Origin of the sequence: Mesorhizobium sp. Cs1321R2N1, from assembly GCF_037179725.1 — a bacterium.
Classification (GTDB): Bacteria; Pseudomonadota; Alphaproteobacteria; order Rhizobiales; family Rhizobiaceae; genus Mesorhizobium; species Mesorhizobium salmacidum.
Genome location: NZ_JAPYKP010000140.1, coordinates 1 through 16,767 on the forward strand (window position 1 = coordinate 1; position 16,767 = coordinate 16,767).

12 protein-coding genes are annotated in these 16,767 nt (G+C 64.4%); 6 read left to right on the forward strand and 6 right to left on the reverse strand.

Translation table 11 applies throughout. The annotated features are described in order from the left end of the window. The coding region (locus tag O7A61_RS25975) for a DUF1501 domain-containing protein (protein ID WP_337132243.1) at positions 1-342 on the forward strand (342 nt) is incomplete at its 5' end. A 53-nt stretch (positions 343-395) separates the two neighbouring features. Here the strand turns inward: O7A61_RS25975 and O7A61_RS25980 are convergent. The 6 genes from O7A61_RS25980 to O7A61_RS26005 all read right to left on the reverse strand — a co-directional run bounded on the left by O7A61_RS25980 (position 396) and on the right by O7A61_RS26005 (position 11,184). Next, on the reverse strand, positions 396-3,806 hold the full coding sequence (locus O7A61_RS25980) for an acyl-[ACP]--phospholipid O-acyltransferase (RefSeq protein ID WP_337132244.1): 3,411 nt from the start codon (positions 3,804-3,806) through the stop codon (positions 396-398). A 391-nt stretch (positions 3,807-4,197) separates the two neighbouring features. After that, positions 4,198-5,778 (reverse strand): indolepyruvate oxidoreductase subunit beta family protein, encoded by a 1,581-nt coding sequence (locus O7A61_RS25985; RefSeq protein ID WP_337132245.1) that lies wholly within the window; start codon positions 5,776-5,778, stop codon positions 4,198-4,200. Beyond that, positions 5,771-7,924: an indolepyruvate ferredoxin oxidoreductase subunit alpha gene (locus tag O7A61_RS25990; RefSeq protein WP_337132246.1), complete on the reverse strand. Its 2,154-nt coding sequence runs from the start codon at positions 7,922-7,924 to the stop codon at positions 5,771-5,773. Before O7A61_RS25990 ends, O7A61_RS25985 begins: the two co-directional genes overlap by 8 nt. 107 nt (positions 7,925-8,031) lie before the next feature. Continuing rightward, positions 8,032-8,514 carry a MarR family winged helix-turn-helix transcriptional regulator gene (locus tag O7A61_RS25995; protein WP_023772620.1) on the reverse strand — a complete coding sequence of 161 codons (483 nt, stop codon included), beginning with the start codon at positions 8,512-8,514 and terminating at the stop codon, positions 8,032-8,034. Next, positions 8,514-10,085 carry a phytoene desaturase family protein gene (locus O7A61_RS26000; RefSeq protein WP_337132247.1) on the reverse strand — a complete coding sequence of 524 codons (1,572 nt, stop codon included), beginning with the start codon at positions 10,083-10,085 and terminating at the stop codon, positions 8,514-8,516. Before O7A61_RS26000 ends, O7A61_RS25995 begins: the two co-directional genes overlap by 1 nt. A gap of 307 nt (positions 10,086-10,392) precedes the next feature. Further along, positions 10,393-11,184, reverse strand: coding sequence for a cyclase family protein (locus tag O7A61_RS26005; protein WP_337106135.1), 792 nt, complete (start codon positions 11,182-11,184; stop codon positions 10,393-10,395). A 118-nt stretch (positions 11,185-11,302) separates the two neighbouring features. Here O7A61_RS26005 and O7A61_RS26010 point away from each other — a divergent pair, with 118 nt between their 5' ends. The 5 genes from O7A61_RS26010 to O7A61_RS26030 all read left to right on the forward strand — a co-directional run. Beyond that, a complete protein-coding gene (locus O7A61_RS26010) occupies positions 11,303-12,877 on the forward strand; it encodes a phytoene desaturase family protein (protein WP_337132248.1) in 1,575 nt (524 codons plus the stop codon). A gap of 110 nt (positions 12,878-12,987) precedes the next feature. After that, positions 12,988-14,517 carry an ABC transporter substrate-binding protein gene (locus O7A61_RS26015; protein WP_337132249.1) on the forward strand — a complete coding sequence of 510 codons (1,530 nt, stop codon included), beginning with the start codon at positions 12,988-12,990 and terminating at the stop codon, positions 14,515-14,517. 154 nt (positions 14,518-14,671) lie between these two features. Then, positions 14,672-15,679, forward strand: a complete 1,008-nt coding sequence (locus tag O7A61_RS26020; RefSeq protein WP_337132250.1) for an ABC transporter permease — start codon at positions 14,672-14,674, stop codon at positions 15,677-15,679. Next, positions 15,672-16,520 carry an ABC transporter permease gene (locus O7A61_RS26025; RefSeq protein ID WP_337132251.1) on the forward strand — a complete coding sequence of 283 codons (849 nt, stop codon included), beginning with the start codon at positions 15,672-15,674 and terminating at the stop codon, positions 16,518-16,520. Before O7A61_RS26020 ends, O7A61_RS26025 begins: the two co-directional genes overlap by 8 nt. Beyond that, positions 16,517-16,767: ATP-binding cassette domain-containing protein (locus O7A61_RS26030; protein WP_337132252.1), on the forward strand; the 251-nt coding region annotated here is incomplete at its 3' end. The genes O7A61_RS26025 and O7A61_RS26030, both read left to right, overlap by 4 nt.

A 16,767-nucleotide genomic window follows, 5' to 3' on the forward strand; every position in this document is an offset into this window, starting at 1 on the left:
GAAAAAGGTCTCGGCGAGCGCTGGAAGGATACGGCGATCGTCGCGGTCACCGAATTCGGCCGCACGGCGCGGATCAACGGCACGGTCGGTACCGATCACGGCACCGGCACCGTGGTGCTGCTCGCCGGCGGCGCGATCAAGGGGGGGCGCGTCATCGCCGACTGGCCGGGGCTGAAGCCCGCGCAACTTTACCAGCAACGCGACCTTGCGCCGACCAGCGATGTCAGGGCTGTGCTGAAAGGCCTGCTCGCCGACCAGTTCGGACTTTCGGCCGCGGTGCTCGGCGAGAAGGTGTTTCCGGACTCAGGTGCGGTGAAGCCGATGATGAACCTGATTGTCTGACGTCTGGCGACGCCGCCTTTTCTGCCGCGGCGCCGTCTCGCTCTTGCCGGTGATCAGGCGGCCTCCACCTTGGCGGGCGCGAAGTCTTCGCCGCGCACCAGCCTGGTCACGCCGACGAAATCGATCTTGCCCGAGCCAAGCACCGGCACATGCGCCACGACGCGCACCTCGGCCGGCACCATTAGGTCCATGGCGCCGTTTGCCTTGGCGAAGGCCAGAAACTCGGCGCGCGTCGCCTTTTCGGCTTCGGTGATGAGCACCAGTCTTTCGCCCTTGCGCGGATCCGGCACGGTCGCGACCGCCGAGAGCGATCCTTTCCACAGCTCGCCCGCCAAGGCTTCCACGGCAGCCAGCGAAATCATCTCGCCGCCGATCTTGGCGAAGCGCTTGGCGCGGCCGCGAATGCTGACGAAGCCGGCATCGTCGATGCTGACGATGTCGCCGGTGTCGTGCCATCCGTCCTGCAGCGGCTCGAGCACACCAGGCTTTTCGGCCCTGAGATAGCCCGCCATGACGTTGGGGCCGCGCACGAACAGCCGCCCGCCACCTTCGACGCCGATCACCGGTTCCAGGCGGTACTCCATGCCGGGCATGATTTTTCCGACCGTGCCTGATTTGTTGTACATCGGCGTGTTGATGGAGATGACCGGCGCCGTCTCGGTAACGCCATAGCCTTCGAGAATGCGCAGGCCGAACTTCTCCATATAGGTTTCGCGGGTCGAGGACTTGACCGGCTCGGCACCGGAAAAGCAGTAGCGCACCGAGCGGAAATCATAGGGATGGGCTGTGCGCGCATAGCCGCTGAGGAAGGTGTCGGTGCCGAAGATGATCGTCGCGTTCGAGGCATAGACCAGTTCCGGCACGATGCGGTAGTGCAGCGGCGAAGGGTAGAAATAGACGGGAACGCCGGACACCAGCGGCAGCACCGTGCCCGCCGTCAACCCGAACGAATGGAAGATCGGCAGCACGTTGAACACCTTGTCGCCCGAATGAAAATCGATGCGCGAGGCGGCTTGTGCGGCATTGGCCAGGATGTTGCGATGGGTTAGCACCACGCCCTTCGGCGTGCCTTCTGAGCCCGAGGTGAACAGGATCACGGCCGGGTCGGTGGCCTTGCGGGCAACCCTGGGCGTGCTCTTGCGCAACAGGCCAAGCAGCTTGTCCTTGAGGCCGATGGTTGCACGCAGATCATCGAGCCAGACGATGTTGACCGACCGGCCGACCTCCTCGACGATTGCGCCAAGCTTGGCCTGCTCGACAAAGGCCCGAGAGGTCAGAATGGTGGTTACCTGCGCTGCCTTGCAGGCGGACAGGATGTTGGTGGCACCGGCGGTGAAGTTGATCATCGCCGGGACCTTGCCGGCGGACATGACGCCGAGCAGCGCGGCACAGGCGCCATTGGCGTTGGGCAGCATGATGCCGAGCGTGTCCTGTCCGGCATAGAGCGTTTCGAATTTCTCGCCGAGCACGGCGACGCCAGTGAGCAGCTTGCCGTAGCCCAGCGACCCGGCGACCGGATCCTGCACGGCAAGTTGCTTCATGCCGCGCTCGGTCGCCGTCTCGATGATCCTTTCGAGCACGGTCTTGTCTATATGCTGGGTGCGGAAGACGAGGTCGGACATCACCTGGTAGAGCGCGGCTCCGGCGGCGGCCCGGCGCTTGCGGCCTTTCAGCTCGTCGTCGACCTTGAGCTTGACCGGCGGCAGTATGGTCACTCTTACCTTCGGGAACAGGCGGCGGCGCACGTGCTGCGCCGTCAGCCGCGAGAAGGGGCTTTTCTCCAGCCCCTCGATACGGATCGGCACCACCATCGAGCCGGTCTTGTCGGCCACCATGGCGGCGCCGTCATAGACCTTCATCAGCCCGCCAGTGACGGTGATGCGGCCCTCGGGAAAGATGACCAGGGGATCGCCGTTCTGCACGATCTTGATCAGCGTGCGCGTCGACATCGGCTTGGCCGGATTGAGCGGCAGGGCACGGGTCAGTTTGAGGAACGGCTTCATCCACCAGGCCTGCGCGATCGTGTAGTCGATGGCGAAAACCGGCTCTTCATCGGTCAGCGTCAGCGCCAGAGGACCGTCGAGGAAGCTGACATGGTTGAGGGCCAGGATCGGCGCCGGGCCCGCGGCCTTGAGGTTTTCCAAGCCCTCCACTTCCAGACGATGGCAGGCACGGAAGAGAATGGAGACGAAGTCGCGGAAGGCGTTGGTCGGCAGATATTTCAACATCAGCCAGGCGGCCACGGCATTGAAGGCGGCAAGCCCGAACAGCACGCTGGCAATAGAGACGCCCGCGGCCTGAATAGCGGCGACGAGGATGCCGCCCATCGTCATGAAGCCGGCGTTGACGATGCTGACAGCGGCGACGACGCGGGCGCGGCGCGCCTCGGGCGACCAGGCCTGCACGGCGGCGAAGGTCGGCACCACCAGGAAGGCGCTGGAAATGGCCATGCCGGCAAGGTCGATCGCAACGCGGATCGTGTTCGGCCCGGCGAAGAATAGGCCAAGGGTTTCGGCCTTGGGCGAAGGCTGCATGCTCCAGATCGTCCAGGCAAGATGCAAGCCGAACACTGCCAGCAGCGCCGTGCCGACCGGCGCCGGAAGGAGCACCATGCGGCCCTGTGACATCCAAGCGGCGATCGCCGAGCCGATGGCGATGGAGACGGCGAACACCGCGAGATAGCCGGTGACCGCGATCTCGTTGCCGCCGAGATGATCCTTGATCAGCGTGGGCAGGATCGAAAGCACGATGGCGCCGATCAGCCAGAACCACGAGGTCATCAATCCGGCGCGCCAGATGCGCGTGTCGGTGCGCAATTTGCTGACCTGCCGCCATGTCGAGCGGAAGATGTTCCAGTCGATGACAAGGTTCGGCGCGGCGGAGCCGGTCGAAGGGATGGAGCGGCTGACGGCCCAGCAGCCGACCGCCAGGATCATCATCATCGGGCCGAAGACCGCGACACCAATGCCGTCGGCGGAGACCACGCCGCCCACGATCGTGCCGCCAAGGATGGCGGCGAAGGTCGCCGACTCGATCCAGGCGTTGGCGCGGGGCAATTCCTTGCGCTCGAGATGATCGGGCAGGATGCCGTATTTGATCGGCCCAAACAGCGCCGAGATGACGCCGAACATCAACAGCGCCGTCATCAGCACGGGAATGGAGGACAGCGCGATGCCGACGACCGCGACGGCCGCGGCGCCGATCTCGGCAAATTTCAGCCGGCGGGCGATGAGCGCCTTGTCGAAGCGGTCGGCAATCTCGCCGCCCAGCGCCGACAGGAGCAGGAACGGAGCCATGAACACGGCGCCGGCCAAGGTGACCAGCGACGCCGCCTGGTCGGCGGCCAGTGTGAAGAGGATCAGGAACACCAGCGTGTTCTTGAGGAAATTGTCGTTGAAGGCGGACAGGAACTGCGTCCAGAAAAGCGGCGCGAAGCGCCGCGAAAGCATGAGATGCGTGTTCATGGCGATTTCCCATTTGGCGGAACCACGCGGCGATGCTCCGGTGATCCCCGCGGGTTCATGCGCTGTTTCAATCGTTGTAATAATGTGAGCTGGTTAAACTTCTTGCCGCGTCTGATCTTCGCAGCGATCGCAAGTCCAGGCTCGTTTCGGCCAGCGGCCCTGCCCGGTGTCTGTTGTGGAGCCGTTCAACATTTCCGCTTCTCCCCATGAACAATGTTCATGGCCCCAACTTACCACAACGTGAACAATGTTCAAGCTAAAAATGAACGCTGTTCACAAGAGAGCGGATCGATGAGCGAGGAGATGCGACGGTGGCGGCCAGCCGTGTTGCCGTGGCCAGAGTCACGAAGGCGGTTGGTCGGCGCGATCGGCGGAGGTCACCCGCTGAAACTCAGGTGATTGGAGATGCCCCCAGCGTCGCCACGGTCTTCAGCGCGCCGTCGAGCATATCGCCCTTCTCGTCCTTCAGCGCCGCCTCGCGCAGGCGGCGTATCCAGTCGGCGGCATCGTCGCGGCCCTTGAGCAAGTCGAGAGCAGAGAGTACGCGGTCGAATTTCGACTGGGCGCGCACATGGGTGTCGCTGTAGCCTTTGATCAGCCGGCGGCAGTTGAGGATTTCGACGGCAAGCGCGTAATCTGCCGGCACGTAGCCAAGCGCCAGTGCGTACCAGCGATCGAGATGGGCAAGCTCGACCTTATGGCGCAGCAGGCCGCGGCGCCAGCGCCGCAGGCCGCCGATGAACCACAGGGCGGCAAAGCCGGCAAAACTGTCGGTGCGGATGCGGCGGCCACGGTTGATGCGGCGGTCGAGAAAGCCGGCGAGCTTGGGCCGGTTCTCTATGTAGCTGCCGAGCCCCGCCGGCAGCGTGCCGCAGAACTCCTCGATGCGGGGATGGAAATATTCGGTCACCTGCAGGACCGAACCGTCCTTGACGCCAACCTCCTTGCGGACCCGCCTGTCGCGGGTCGAGCGGGTTTTGAGATCGGCGACGCGGATCATGTCGTCATAGCACATGGCATTGGCCAGATGCTTGGCGGCGGCGATGGACAGCGCATGGACGGGACCCGCGCTGTCCAGCGCGACGGCCTTGTCCAGCCGATCGAGATATTCGCGCCCATAGGCGATGTCCTGATAATCGACGACCTTTCTCAGGCCGCGAAGCGCCATGTCGCGCACGGCAATGGGCATCTGGTCGATGCGAGCGGCCTGGGCCTGCCATCCCTGCAGCAGATTTTGCGGACCGCTCACGCCAGCGGCACCTATGACGGATTCGACAATCGCTGGCTCCGCCGGCTTCGACGAAGGTGTTGCCGCCAAACCCCGCGCGCGATCGAACGCGGCGCCGAAGGCGGCGAGGCTGGCCTTGACGCCACGGCCGCCGGTGCCGATCGCCTGTTCATAACTGTCACGGGTAAACGGCAGTGCGTCGGAGCCGGCCAGCGCGCCAAGCAGGCTGGCCGAGATCATCGAGCCGTTGTCGGCGGCGATCTTCTCCATGTCGAAAGCGATGAAACGCTTCGACGCGGCTTCCGCCGTGGCGTGGACCTTGGATGATGAAGCGCGGCCGTCGCCCGGTTCGATCTTTTCCGAGACAGCGGCGATGCGGTGCGAGGAGGCGATCAGCGTCGTGCGGTTGGGGGTGACGAAGCCCCTGATGATCGCACGGCCGGCTTCCATCAATTCGGCGGCGATCAAGATGTCGACATCGCCCTGCGAGGGCGACAGCGCGAAGACCGGCAGGCGGCCGGTGTCGCGGGCCATTTCGATATAGTAGATGGTGGCGCCGGTGCGCTGGGCGACGCCGGCGACCGACGTCGATTGCGCGACATAGCCATTGCGTTCGGCGACATCGGTGATCCAGTCGGCCAGAACGCCGCCACCCTGTCCGCCAACCGCCAACACGGCGAGCTTGATCACCGGCTCATCGGCGGCACCGGACCTGGGGCGCAGGGAATGAACAGGCTCAAGCATCGGCGAATATCAGGCGCCGGCTTTCGCGCCGCCTCTGCAGCAAGCCGATCGTCGCGCGGCGCGCCGCTTGCAGGAAACGGTCCCAGCGGCTTGGATTGTGCACGACGTCGGCGCGGTAGAAGGATGGGCAGAGCACGGCGGCGTCCGCCACCTCGCCGCAATTGCCGCAGCCGACGCAGGTCTGGTCGATACTCGCCACCGGATCGTCGCGCAGCGGATCGTCGAGTGACTTGACCGACAGCGATGGACAGCCGGAGAGCCGCATGCAGGCATGGTCACCGGTGCAGATGTCCTCGTCGACGCCGAACTTCGGCTTGACGACCCTTGTCCCACCCTTGATCGCCTTGTCGATCAGCGGCTTTTCGCGGCGCTGGCGATTGAGCATGCACTCCGACGAGGCGACGATGACTTTTGGCCCCTTCTCGTCCGTCGTCAGCGCCTCGCGCAACGTGTCCTGCATCTTGCCGACATCATAGGTGCGGTCGACATGGCGCAGCCATTTGACGCCCATGCCTTTCACCGCCTCGGTGATCGGATGCTTGGTCGACTTGGTCCTGTTGCCGGCGCGCGATGACAGGATGTCCTGCCCGCCGGTGGCTGCCGAGTAAAAATTATCGACGATGACGATGACGCCGTCATTCTTGTTGAACACCGCATTGCCGATCGAGGAGGTCAGGCCGTTGTGCCAGAAGCCGCCGTCGCCGACGAAGGAGATCGAGCGGCGCTTGGCGTCGGGCGAGTTGAACGCCGAGGCCGAGGCCGGACCCAGTCCGTAGCCCATCGTGGTGGCGCCGAGCTCGAAAGGCGGCATGATCGAGAACAGATGGCAACCGATATCGGAAGCGATGTGGTGCTTGCCGAGTTCCTGCTCGACCAGTTTGGTCGCGGCGAAGATCGGCCGCTCGGGGCAACCGATGCAGAAGCCGGGCGGACGGCCTGGCACGACGTTGATCAGATCAGCCGTGTCGACGCCGTCGCCAACCTTGTTGGGCGCGCGCACCTCGCCCGGCAAAAGATGCGGGGCTTCTGCGCGCAGGAAGGCGCCGATGCCGTCGAGCATGACCTGGCCGGTATATTCGCCGGCCATCGGCAGATGCTCCTTGCCGACCAGCCTGGTGCCGCGCCCCGCCTTGTGCAGCATCGCGGCAAAGGCCTGCTCGATGTAGTTGGGCTGGCCTTCCTCGACCACTAGCACCGCCTGCTTGCCTTCGCAGAAGGCGAGGAACTCGTCGTCGATCAAGGGATAGACGGCGTTGAGCACGTAGAGCGGCACATCCGTGTCGCCATAGGTGTCGGCAAGGCCGAGCCGCTGCAGCGCACGGATGACCGAATTGTACATGCCACCCTGCATGACGATGCCGACCGAGCCGTGGTCCGAGCCGAAGAACTCGTTGATCTTGTTCCTGGTGATGAAATCCACCGCCGCCGGCCAGCGCTTTTGCACCTTCTCCTTTTCGTGCAGGAAGGAGGCGGGCGGCAGCACGATGCGTCCGGTGTCGCGGCGTGGCGCTTCGAGTGCATCGGCGACCGTCATCAGCGGACGCTTGTTGTCCTTGGCGATGAAATGGCCATGCACGTGGCAGCAGCGGATGCGCACCTGCAGCATGACAGGCGTGTTGGAGATTTCCGACAGCTCGAAACCATCCTCCACCGCCTTGACGATGGATGGCAAATTGGGGCGCGGGTCGAGCAGCCAGACCTGGCTCTTCATGGCGAAGGCATGGCTGCGCTCCTGCATGATGGAGGAGCCCTCGCCATAATCCTCGCCGACGATGATCAGCGCGCCGCCGATGACGCCGCCGGACGCGAGATTGGCCAACGCGTCGGAAGCGACGTTGGTGCCGACCGTCGACTTGAAGGTCGCGGCACCACGGATCGGATAGTGCACCGAGGCCGCCAGCATGGCTGTGGCGGTGGCTTCCGAGGCGCTCGCCTCGAAATGCACGCCGAGCTCGCCCAGAATGTCCTGCGCATCGGCCAACACATCCATCAGATGGCTGATCGGCGCGCCCTGGTAGCCGCCGACATAGCCGACGCCGCATTGCAGCAGCGCCTTGGTGATGGCGAGAATGCCCTCGCCGGCAAATTCCTCGCCGGCGCCGAGCCTCAGCTTTTCGACTTCCTTGGCAAAAGACCGTTCAGCCATCTCTGCCTCCTTCCGTTGCCGCCGACAGCCGGCGGCGCGTGCGTTCTAGAATCCTTGTTTATGCATGTCGTTTCCCCAAAACCGGGTCCACTTTTGGGCGACATGCATTAGATGTCGTGCTTGCGAATGTTCTTCAGCATCTTCAAAAGCGTGGCGATAAGTGCTGCATATTCCGCGTCGTCGATATCGTCGAACATCGCCTCGAAGGCGTCATGCATGGCGGGCCAGGCGCGGGTGAACTCGGCTCGGCCCTCGTCGGTCAGGAACACGTGGCGGATGCGGCTGTCGGTGACGCCCTGCTCGCGCCGCACGAACCCTTGCCCCTCCAGCGTGTCCAACGTGCGGCTCAAGGTCGACTGCTCGATGACAGTATAGACCGAGAGGTCGTTGACGGTGACGCCGTCGGTGACCGACAGCACGGCGAGCGTGCGCACCTGCGAAATCGTCAGGCCCTGCTTGCGGAAATCATCCCGCAAGGTGGCGTTATAGCGGCCCATGATGCGGTTCATCAGATAGGGCGCGAATTGCTGCAGGCCGATCTGACCGAGGGTCGAAATGCGTTGGCGTTTTTCGGCGACCTTCTGTTCCATCACAGTTTCCCCGCCAGCAGGAAACCCGAGCCGCCGCCGAGGCCGGCACCGGGATGGGTCGAGGCACCGATATGGTAGAGGTTCTTGATGCCGGTCTGGTGATTGCGGCTGGTCTTGAACGGCCGCCACAGGAACGACTGGTCGATAGCCGAGGAGCCGCCATAGGGGTCGCCGCCGACCAGGTTGATGTTCATCGTTTCGAGATCGGCCGGCGAATAGGCGCGGCGCGCGATGATGCTGTCCTTGAAGCCGTCGATATGGCTGGCGAGGATCGCTTCGACGCGATCGGCATAGGCCTCGCGCAGCGCCTCGGTCCATTGCCCGTCAGCCGGTGCCTGCAGCTTGCCGGCGGCGTCGCCCTTGATGTGGCGCGGCGCCTCGGGCAGTTGCAGCCACAGGATCGCCTTGCCTTCCGGGCAGCGCGACGGGTCGAGCGCATGTGGCTGGCCGACACAGATGGTCGGCACTTCGGGCAGCATGCCGCGCGCCGCCTCGTTGCAGGCCTTCGACACGCCGTCCAGTCCAGGCGTCAGATGCAGCAGCGCCACCTTGTCGAGGCCCTCGCCGCGCCAGGACGGCGGCTTGTCGAGGGCGTAGTGGATCTGGAAATTGCCTTTGCCATAGCGGTATTTCCGCGTCGCTTCGACGTCGCCCTTCGGAGCGTCCTTGCCGAGCAGGCGACCGTAAAGCTGCGTCGGCGTGACCGAGCAGATGACGCTCTTGGTGGCGTGAACCGTTTCGCCCGAGACCAGCCGCACGCCTGTGGCGCGACCTCCGGCCAGGAGGATGGAGGCAACGTCAGCTTCGGTGGAAATGACGCCGCCGCGCTCCTTGATGAGCGCCTCGAAAGCCGACAGCAGGTTCTGCGCCCCGCCCCTGACGATCGGCGCGCCGGCCGCCTCCAGCGCGAAGGCGATCACCCTGGCGATCTGGCCGGAAAAGGCGTCTTCGGGGCCAAGCCCGGCATGCAGCACCCACGGCGCCCAGAGCGCGCGGACTGTCTCCGACTGATACGTGCCTTCCAGCCAGCTACGCGCCGGCACCAGGGCGTCGCCGAGAAAGGCGGCAAGCCCGCGCGGACCACGCCGCCAGGCATCGCCGGCCAGCAGCTTCGCGGTCGGGTACGACCACAGGCTACCGCCCAGCAGGCCGAACAGCAGGCCGGCATTGCGCTCGATGCCGCCGACATCTTCCGCGTGGCGGTCGCCGTCGCCAGCAGCGATCCTGTTAAGCGCGGCGATGTTGGCGGCACGGTCGGTGGTGAGCACCGCGTGGCTGCCATCGGGCCGCAGCACTCCGGTCGGCGTGCCGGTATGGCAGAATTCCAGCCCGTGCCGGGCGAGATCGGCGCCCAGTGCGGAAAAGGCCGGAGAGGTGATGAACAGAACGAAAGTCGTCGCCATCACGTCGTGGATGAAGCCGGGCGCGGTGATCTCCTCGGTGCGCATGCAGCCGCCGATGCGGTCGTTGCGCTCCAGCACGAGCACCTTGGCGCCCTTGCCGCCGAGCATCGCCGCGCAGACCAGCGCATTGATGCCGCTGCCGACGATGATGTGATCCGGGGCGTTCATTGAAGGTCGCTCCCCGCCGGCGGGAGGCAGGGTTCAATTGGGCAAAATGGCGTTCCTTCGCGCCCCCCTCTGTCCTGCCGGACATCTCCCCCACGAGGGGGGAGATTGGCTGCCACCAACGCCTTCGCCAATTTCCTACGTTGCAAAAATGAGCGGGGCGCTAAAGCTGCCGATCTCCCCCCTTGTGGGGGAGATGTCCGGCAGGACAGAGGGGGGCGCCGTAGAGCGGCGGCCTTGCCAGGCTGCCCCTTCCCACCCGTCGCTACATCACCTGCAACCATGACTTCTCCCGAAGACCGCCTTCGCCCTATTTGCCCGCCACCAGCGCCAGTGCGCGGATCGGGCTGCCGGTGCCGTGCTCGATCTTGAGCGGGGCCGCGATCAGGATCGCGCCTTTCGGCGGCAGCTGGTCGAGATTGCAGAGACTGGCGAGGCCGTAGCGGTTGGCCTTGTGCATCAGCGTGTGCGCCGGGAATGGCGGCTCCATGCCGCCGGCCTTGCCGGCATCGGTGCCGATGGTCTCCGAGCCCCAGCCCTTGATGTCCTTGCTGATCAGGAACTGGATGGCTTCCGCCGTCGGGCCGGGCGTGTGCGGGCCGGTTTCGTTGGCATTGAGGAATTCGGCTTCCGAGCCGTTGCGCTTGTACCAGTCGGTGCGCATCACCACCCACTCGCCGGCGTTGATCGCGCCATGCTTGGCTTCCCAGGCCTTGATGTGGTCGACGGTGAGCAGGAAATCGTGATCGGCGGCGGCCTCCTTCGAACAGTCGATGACATTGACCGGGCCGATGAAATTCTGCGCCGGAATGGTGTCGGTGGCGCCATCCGGATAATCCTTGCCGGAGATCCAATGCTGCGGGGCGTCGAAATGCGTGCCGGAATGCTCGCCAAGCTTCAGCCAGTTCCACGCCCACCATGGACCGTTCTTGTCATAGCGGGAGATCGAATGGATCTCGACCTTCGGCGTATCGACGGCAAGCTCCGGCGGCAGCTTGATCAGCGGTGTGTCCGGCCCGAGCGGCGCTGTCAGGTCGACCACCTTGATGGCGCCGGAAAGAAGCTGGGCGGCGACTTCGCCGAGGAGTTTTTGGCTGTCCATGGTCTCTGTTCCCTCTTGTCTGACATGATCAAGGCTCGTCTCGGCCCTTAATATCCTACTAGACGAAAACATATGCATCTGCAATTATCTTTAAGCATAAAGGAAATGGGAACGGGGCGTGAGCGAGTTCGACGCCATCTTTGTCGGGGCGGGCCACAACACTCTGGCATGCGCCGCGCATCTGGCGCTCAAGGGCTGGAAAACCGGGGTTTTCGAACGCGGCGCAACAATCGGCGGCGCCGTCCAGACCCGCGAATTCACCCTCCCCGGCTTCCGCCACGATTTCGGCGCGATGAATCTGAGCCTGTTCGCCGGCTCGGCGTTCCACCGGAAATATGCAAATGAATTGAAAGCGCAGGGGCTGGAATTCGCCCCGGTCGCCGACTGTTTCGCCAGCTCCTTTCCGGATGGACGCTGGTTCGGGGTCAGCAACGAGCTGGAAAAGACCGCCAGCCGCATGGCCGCGTTCTCCGCCGCCGATGCCGCGACATGGCGCAGGCTGGTTGCCGCCTTCCCGGCCGAAGCCGAGCATTTGTTCAAGCTGCTGGGCTCGCCGATGAGCGCCCGGGCGCTTGCGGGCACCGCATGGAGCCTGTGGCGCAAGAAGGGTGTTTCGGGCGCGCTCGACACCGGCCGGCTGCTGTTGTCTTCGCCGCGTGCCTGGCTGGAGGAAAATTTCGAGTCTCCACACATCAGGGCGACGCTCGCCACCTGGGGCATGCATCTCGACTTCGCGCCCGACATCGCCGGCGGTGCCGTGTTTCCCTATCTGGAATCGATGGCCAACCAGAGTTTTGGCATGGTGCTGGGCAAGGGCGGCGCCGATACGATCATCCGGGCACTGGCTGGCATGGTGACATCCGCCGGCGGCAGGATCATTGCCAGCGCCGAGGTGGCCGAGATCACGGTCTCCGGCGGCAAGGCGACAGGTGTGCGGCTTGCTTCCGGCGAGAAGCATACCGCCACCAGGGCAGTGATTGCAGGGGTCGCGCCCAAGGCGCTGTCCGGCAAGCTGCTGCCCGGCGGCTCCGGCGACGCCGGCTTCGACACGGCGATGCAGAAGTTTCGGCATGCGCCGGGCACGATGATGATCCATCTCGCGCTGGACGATCTGCCGGGCTGGCGCGCCGGGGCAGAGTTGCGCCAGTTCGCCTATGTGCATCTGGCGCCATCGCTCGACCAGATGTCGCGCACCTATCAGCAGGCGATGGCAGGCATGTTGCCTGACGAACCGGTGCTGGTCGTCGGCCAGCCGACCGCGGTCGATCCGTCGCGTGCGCCGCAGGGCAAACATGTTCTGTGGGTACAAGTGCGCATGCTGCCCGCCGAAATCTTTGGCGATGCAACAGGCAAGATCACGCCGGCGCATTGGGACGAGGTCAAGGACGCCTATGCCGACCGGGTGCTCGACATCATCGAAACCTACGCGCCTGGCCTGCGCGCAAAAATCCTCGATCGCGCGGTATTTTCGCCCATCGATCTCGAGCGCGAGAACCCGAACCTCGTCGGTGGAGACCAGCTCTGCGGCAGCCATCATCTGGCGCAGAATTTCCTGTTCCGTCCGGCGCGCGGCTATGCCGGCTGGAACACGCCGGTGACCAATCTGCACCTCACCGGCGCCGCGACATGGCCCGGTGCCGGCACGGGTGCCGCCTCGGGCTTCATGCTCGCGCAACAGCTTGGCGGGAGGTAGGCCAGACGATTTCATGAGGGCGACGAGAGGCAAGGCGCTGCTGCCGACGAAGCCCGAGCCAATGACCGGACAAAGCTGCGCGAAGACAATAACCAACAAGGGGAACGACCATGACAATCAACAGACGCGAATTGCTGGGATACAGTGCCGCGGCACTTGGCGTGGCCGCCGTCGGCCTGCCGAAGATCGCCCAGGCTGCCGCCGGCGAACTGACCATCGCCTACAACGTCAACCTGCCGTCCTGGGATCCGACCACCGGACCGTCGGCCGTCAACCCGACCATCCAGGGCCTCTACCAGTCGGTGTTCGACCAGTTCATCCCGCAGAAGCCGGACCTGTCCTTCGCGCCTGGCCTTTTGACGGAATGGGGCTGGAACGAGGACCGCACCAAGATCATGATGACGGTGCGCGAAGGCGTGAAATGGCATGACGGCTCGCCGTTCACGCCGGAAGACGTGGTCTGGTCGCTGCAGCGGGCGGGCGACGAGAAGACCGGGAACCCGATCCAGTTCGTCTGGAAGAACGTCAGCAATTTCAAGATCGACGGCAACAAGATCACAGGCGACGTCGTGCAGTTCGACCCGGTTTATTTCAAGTGGATGTCGTTCCTGACCGGCTACATCATGCCGAAGGCCTATTACGAGAAGGTCGGCGCCGAAGGCTTCGAGAAGGCGCCGATCGGCACCGGCCCCTACATGGTCGAAAAATTCGAACGCAACGCCTTCCTGCGGCTGAAAGCCAATCCCAACTACTGGGGCGGCAAGCCGGCCTTCGAGAATGTGACGATCAAATTCGTCACCGATGCGGCGAGCCGCGTCGCCGAGATTGAATCCGGTTTCTCGCAGGTGACGCTCGAAATCCCCTACGAGGAGTATGACCGGCTGATCGCCAAGGACGGGCTCGCCGGCTCGATCAAGAATGTTTCCGACATCGGCATGATCTTCTTCAACGACATCGAAGCCATGCTCGACAAGAACGTGCGCCAGGCAGCCGTCATGGCGGTGGACAAGGAGCTTCTGGTCAAGCGGCTGCTGCGCGGTTATGGCCAGCCGATCGCCACGCTGGAAACGCCGGAATACACGGCCTTCGACGCCTCGATCAAGGTCGAGCACAATCCGGAAAAGGCCAAGGAACTGCTGGCCGCCTCAGGCTATTCGCCGGAAAAGCCGGTCAAGTTCACCATCCAGACGACCAAGGGCTTCAAGCCCAAGGACTATGAGATGATCCAGGCGATCGTCGGCATGTGGCGCAAGGTCGGCATCGAGGCGACGATCGAGGTCTACGAGATTGCCAAGCACTACGAACTGCGCGCCGCCGACAAGCTCGCGCCCGCGGCCTTCTACAACTGGGGCAACGCCATTGGCGATCCGACCACCTCGACCGGCTTTGCCATGTATGGACCGAGCCCGCATTCGGTCTGGGACAGCCAGGACCTGATCGACATGATCAACCCGCTGTGGGGAGAGAAAGACGAGGCCAAGCGCATCGCCGGCTGGAAGGCGGTCGACAAATACATCGCCGAGCAGGCCTATGTGCTGCCGCTGATGCAGTACGCGCAGCCGATCGTGCATGCCAAGGGCGTCAACGTGGTGCAGCATATTTCAGGCGCGCTGCTGCCGGCGCTGATGACCCCGGCCTGAGACAGACGACAACGAGCGCCGTCGCAAGACGGCGTGCAACTTGCGCAGGCCTCTCATCCGGCCCTTCGGGCCACCTTCCCTCGCTGGGCAGGAGGTGGCCGCGAACGGCCGGATGAAGGGGCTGCTCGTTAGAACACGCTAGGCCAACGCCAGAATGCTCCTGCAACGATTCCTGATCCGTCTTGCGACGATGCTGATCACGCTGTTCGGCGTGGCCGTCGTCGTGTTCGTGGTCATCCGCGTCGCACCCGGCGATCCGATCGCCATGATGCTGCCGCCCGGCGCTACCAATGACGACATCGCCCGGCTGCGGGCGCTGTACGGGCTCGACAAGACGATCGTGCAACAATTCTTCATCTGGCTGTCCGGCGTGGCCAGGGGCGATTTCGGCACCTCGATCTCGCTCCGGCAAGATGTGCTCGGCCTCGTCTTCAACCGGCTGCCGGCGACGCTGGAGCTTGCCATCGTCGCGCTTGTCATGGCGGTGGCGATTGGCGGCGCGACGGCGATACTCGGCGCCCGCGAACGCGGGACGGCGGTCGAAGCCGGCATCGACATCGCCAGCGGTGCAGCGCTCTCCATTCCCGATTTCCTCTGGGGCCTCGTGCTGATCCTGCTGTTCGGCGTGCTGCTGCCGATCTTCGACATTTCGGGCCGCGTGTCGCCGCAACTCGACCTGCCCTTCGTCTCTCAGTTCTATTTGTTCGAGAGCCTGCTGCGGCTGCGCTTCGACCTGACCTGGGATCTCTTGAAGCACATGCTGATGCCGGCGATTGCCCTGGCGCTGCCGCTCGCAGCAATCATCTCGCAGCTGTTGAAACAGTCGCTGAAGGAAGTGCTCGACCTCGACTATGTCGTGCTGGCGCGGGTCAAAGGGTTTTCGGAAACGCAGGTCATCCTGCGCGAGGCGCTGAAGAACGCCGCCCTGCCGACGCTGACGCTGGTCGGCGTGCAATTCACCTTCCTCATCGGCGGCACCGTCATCGTCGAACGGCTATTCTCCTATGAGGGCCTCGGCAACATGGCGATCGATGCCGTCATCAACCGCGACCTGCCGCTGATCCAGGGCATCGTGCTGGTCTTCGCGCTGCTGTTTGTGCTGATCAACCTTGCCGTCGACATGATGTATGCGCTGCTCAATCCGAGGCTGCGCCATGGATGAGGCACGCATCTCCCGGCGCGGACTGAGCCCGAGGCTGTGGCTGGCGGGAGGTTGGTTGCTGCTGGCACTGCTGGCGGCGATCTTCGCGCCGCTGGTCGCGCCGCAGGATCCGCTGGCGCAGGACCTGATGCTGGAGCGGTTGCCGCCGTTCTGGCTCGATGGCGCCGAGCCTGGTTATTGGCTCGGCACCGACAGCCTCGGCCGCGACCTGCTCTCGCGCCTGATTTTTGGTGGCCGCATCGCCTTCATCGTTGCTTTCGCGGCGGCCATCGCGGCCTGCGTCGTCGGCTCGACGCTTGGGCTGATCGCCGGCTATTTCGGCGGCTGGGCGGATCGCATCATCTCGCGCATCGTCGACGTCTGGATGGCCTTCCCGCCGGTGCTGTTCGCCATTCTGCTGGTTGCCGTGCTGGGAACAGGATTAAGCTCCGTCATTCTCGCCATCGCGATCATCGACTGGACGCGTTTCTGCCGCGTGATCCGCGCCGAAGCCATGGGCCAGTCGCGCATGGACTATGTCGAGAATGCCCGCATCGCCGGTTATGGCCGCATCGGCATCATGCTGCGCGAGGTGCTGCCCAATGTGGTGCCCTCGGTCGTGGCGCTGCTGTCGCTTGAAATGGGTATCGCCGTCATCGTCGAGGCGATCCTGTCCTTCGTCAATCTGTCGATCTCGACCGACGATCCGACCTGGGGCGGCATCATCGCCGAGGGCCGGCTCTCGATCCATCAGGCATGGTGGGTGCTGGTTTTCCCGCTGATCACGCTGATCCTCACCGTGCTGTCTTTCAGCCAGTTCGGCGAAGCTCTGAAGACGCGTTTCGATCCGGTGCTGCGATGAGCGCCTGTCTCGACATCGCCAATCTGAGCGCCGTGCTGGCCAACGGCCAGCGCGTGCTGCGTTCTGTTTCGCTCTCCGTGCAACCCGGCGAGGTGCGCGCGCTCGTCGGCGAAAGCGGCGCCGGCAAGACGATGATCGGCAAGGCGGTGCTTGGCGTGCTGCCATCAAGCGTGCGCGTCGTCGAGGGCGATATGCGGCTCGAGGGCGAAGATCTCGGCAAACTCCAGCCCAAGGCGCGGCGCACGCT

Excerpts from the sequence above, each read along its gene's own strand:
- O7A61_RS25980 (WP_337132244.1), bottom strand. The coding sequence starts at position 3,806 with ATGAACACGCATCTCATGCTTTCGCGGCGCTTCGCGCCGCTTTTCTGG.
- O7A61_RS25985 (WP_337132245.1), bottom strand. The coding sequence starts at position 5,778 with ATGCTTGAGCCTGTTCATTCCCTGCGCCCCAGGTCCGGTGCCGCCGAT.
- O7A61_RS25990 (WP_337132246.1), bottom strand. The coding sequence starts at position 7,924 with ATGGCTGAACGGTCTTTTGCCAAGGAAGTCGAAAAGCTGAGGCTCGGC.
- O7A61_RS25995 (WP_023772620.1), bottom strand. The coding sequence starts at position 8,514 with ATGGAACAGAAGGTCGCCGAAAAACGCCAACGCATTTCGACCCTCGGT.
- O7A61_RS26000 (WP_337132247.1), bottom strand. The coding sequence starts at position 10,085 with ATGAACGCCCCGGATCACATCATCGTCGGCAGCGGCATCAATGCGCTG.
- O7A61_RS26005 (WP_337106135.1), bottom strand. The coding sequence starts at position 11,184 with ATGGACAGCCAAAAACTCCTCGGCGAAGTCGCCGCCCAGCTTCTTTCC.
- O7A61_RS26015 (WP_337132249.1), top strand. The coding sequence starts at position 12,988 with ATGACAATCAACAGACGCGAATTGCTGGGATACAGTGCCGCGGCACTT.
- O7A61_RS26020 (WP_337132250.1), top strand. The coding sequence starts at position 14,672 with ATGCTCCTGCAACGATTCCTGATCCGTCTTGCGACGATGCTGATCACG.
- O7A61_RS26025 (WP_337132251.1), top strand. The coding sequence starts at position 15,672 with ATGGATGAGGCACGCATCTCCCGGCGCGGACTGAGCCCGAGGCTGTGG.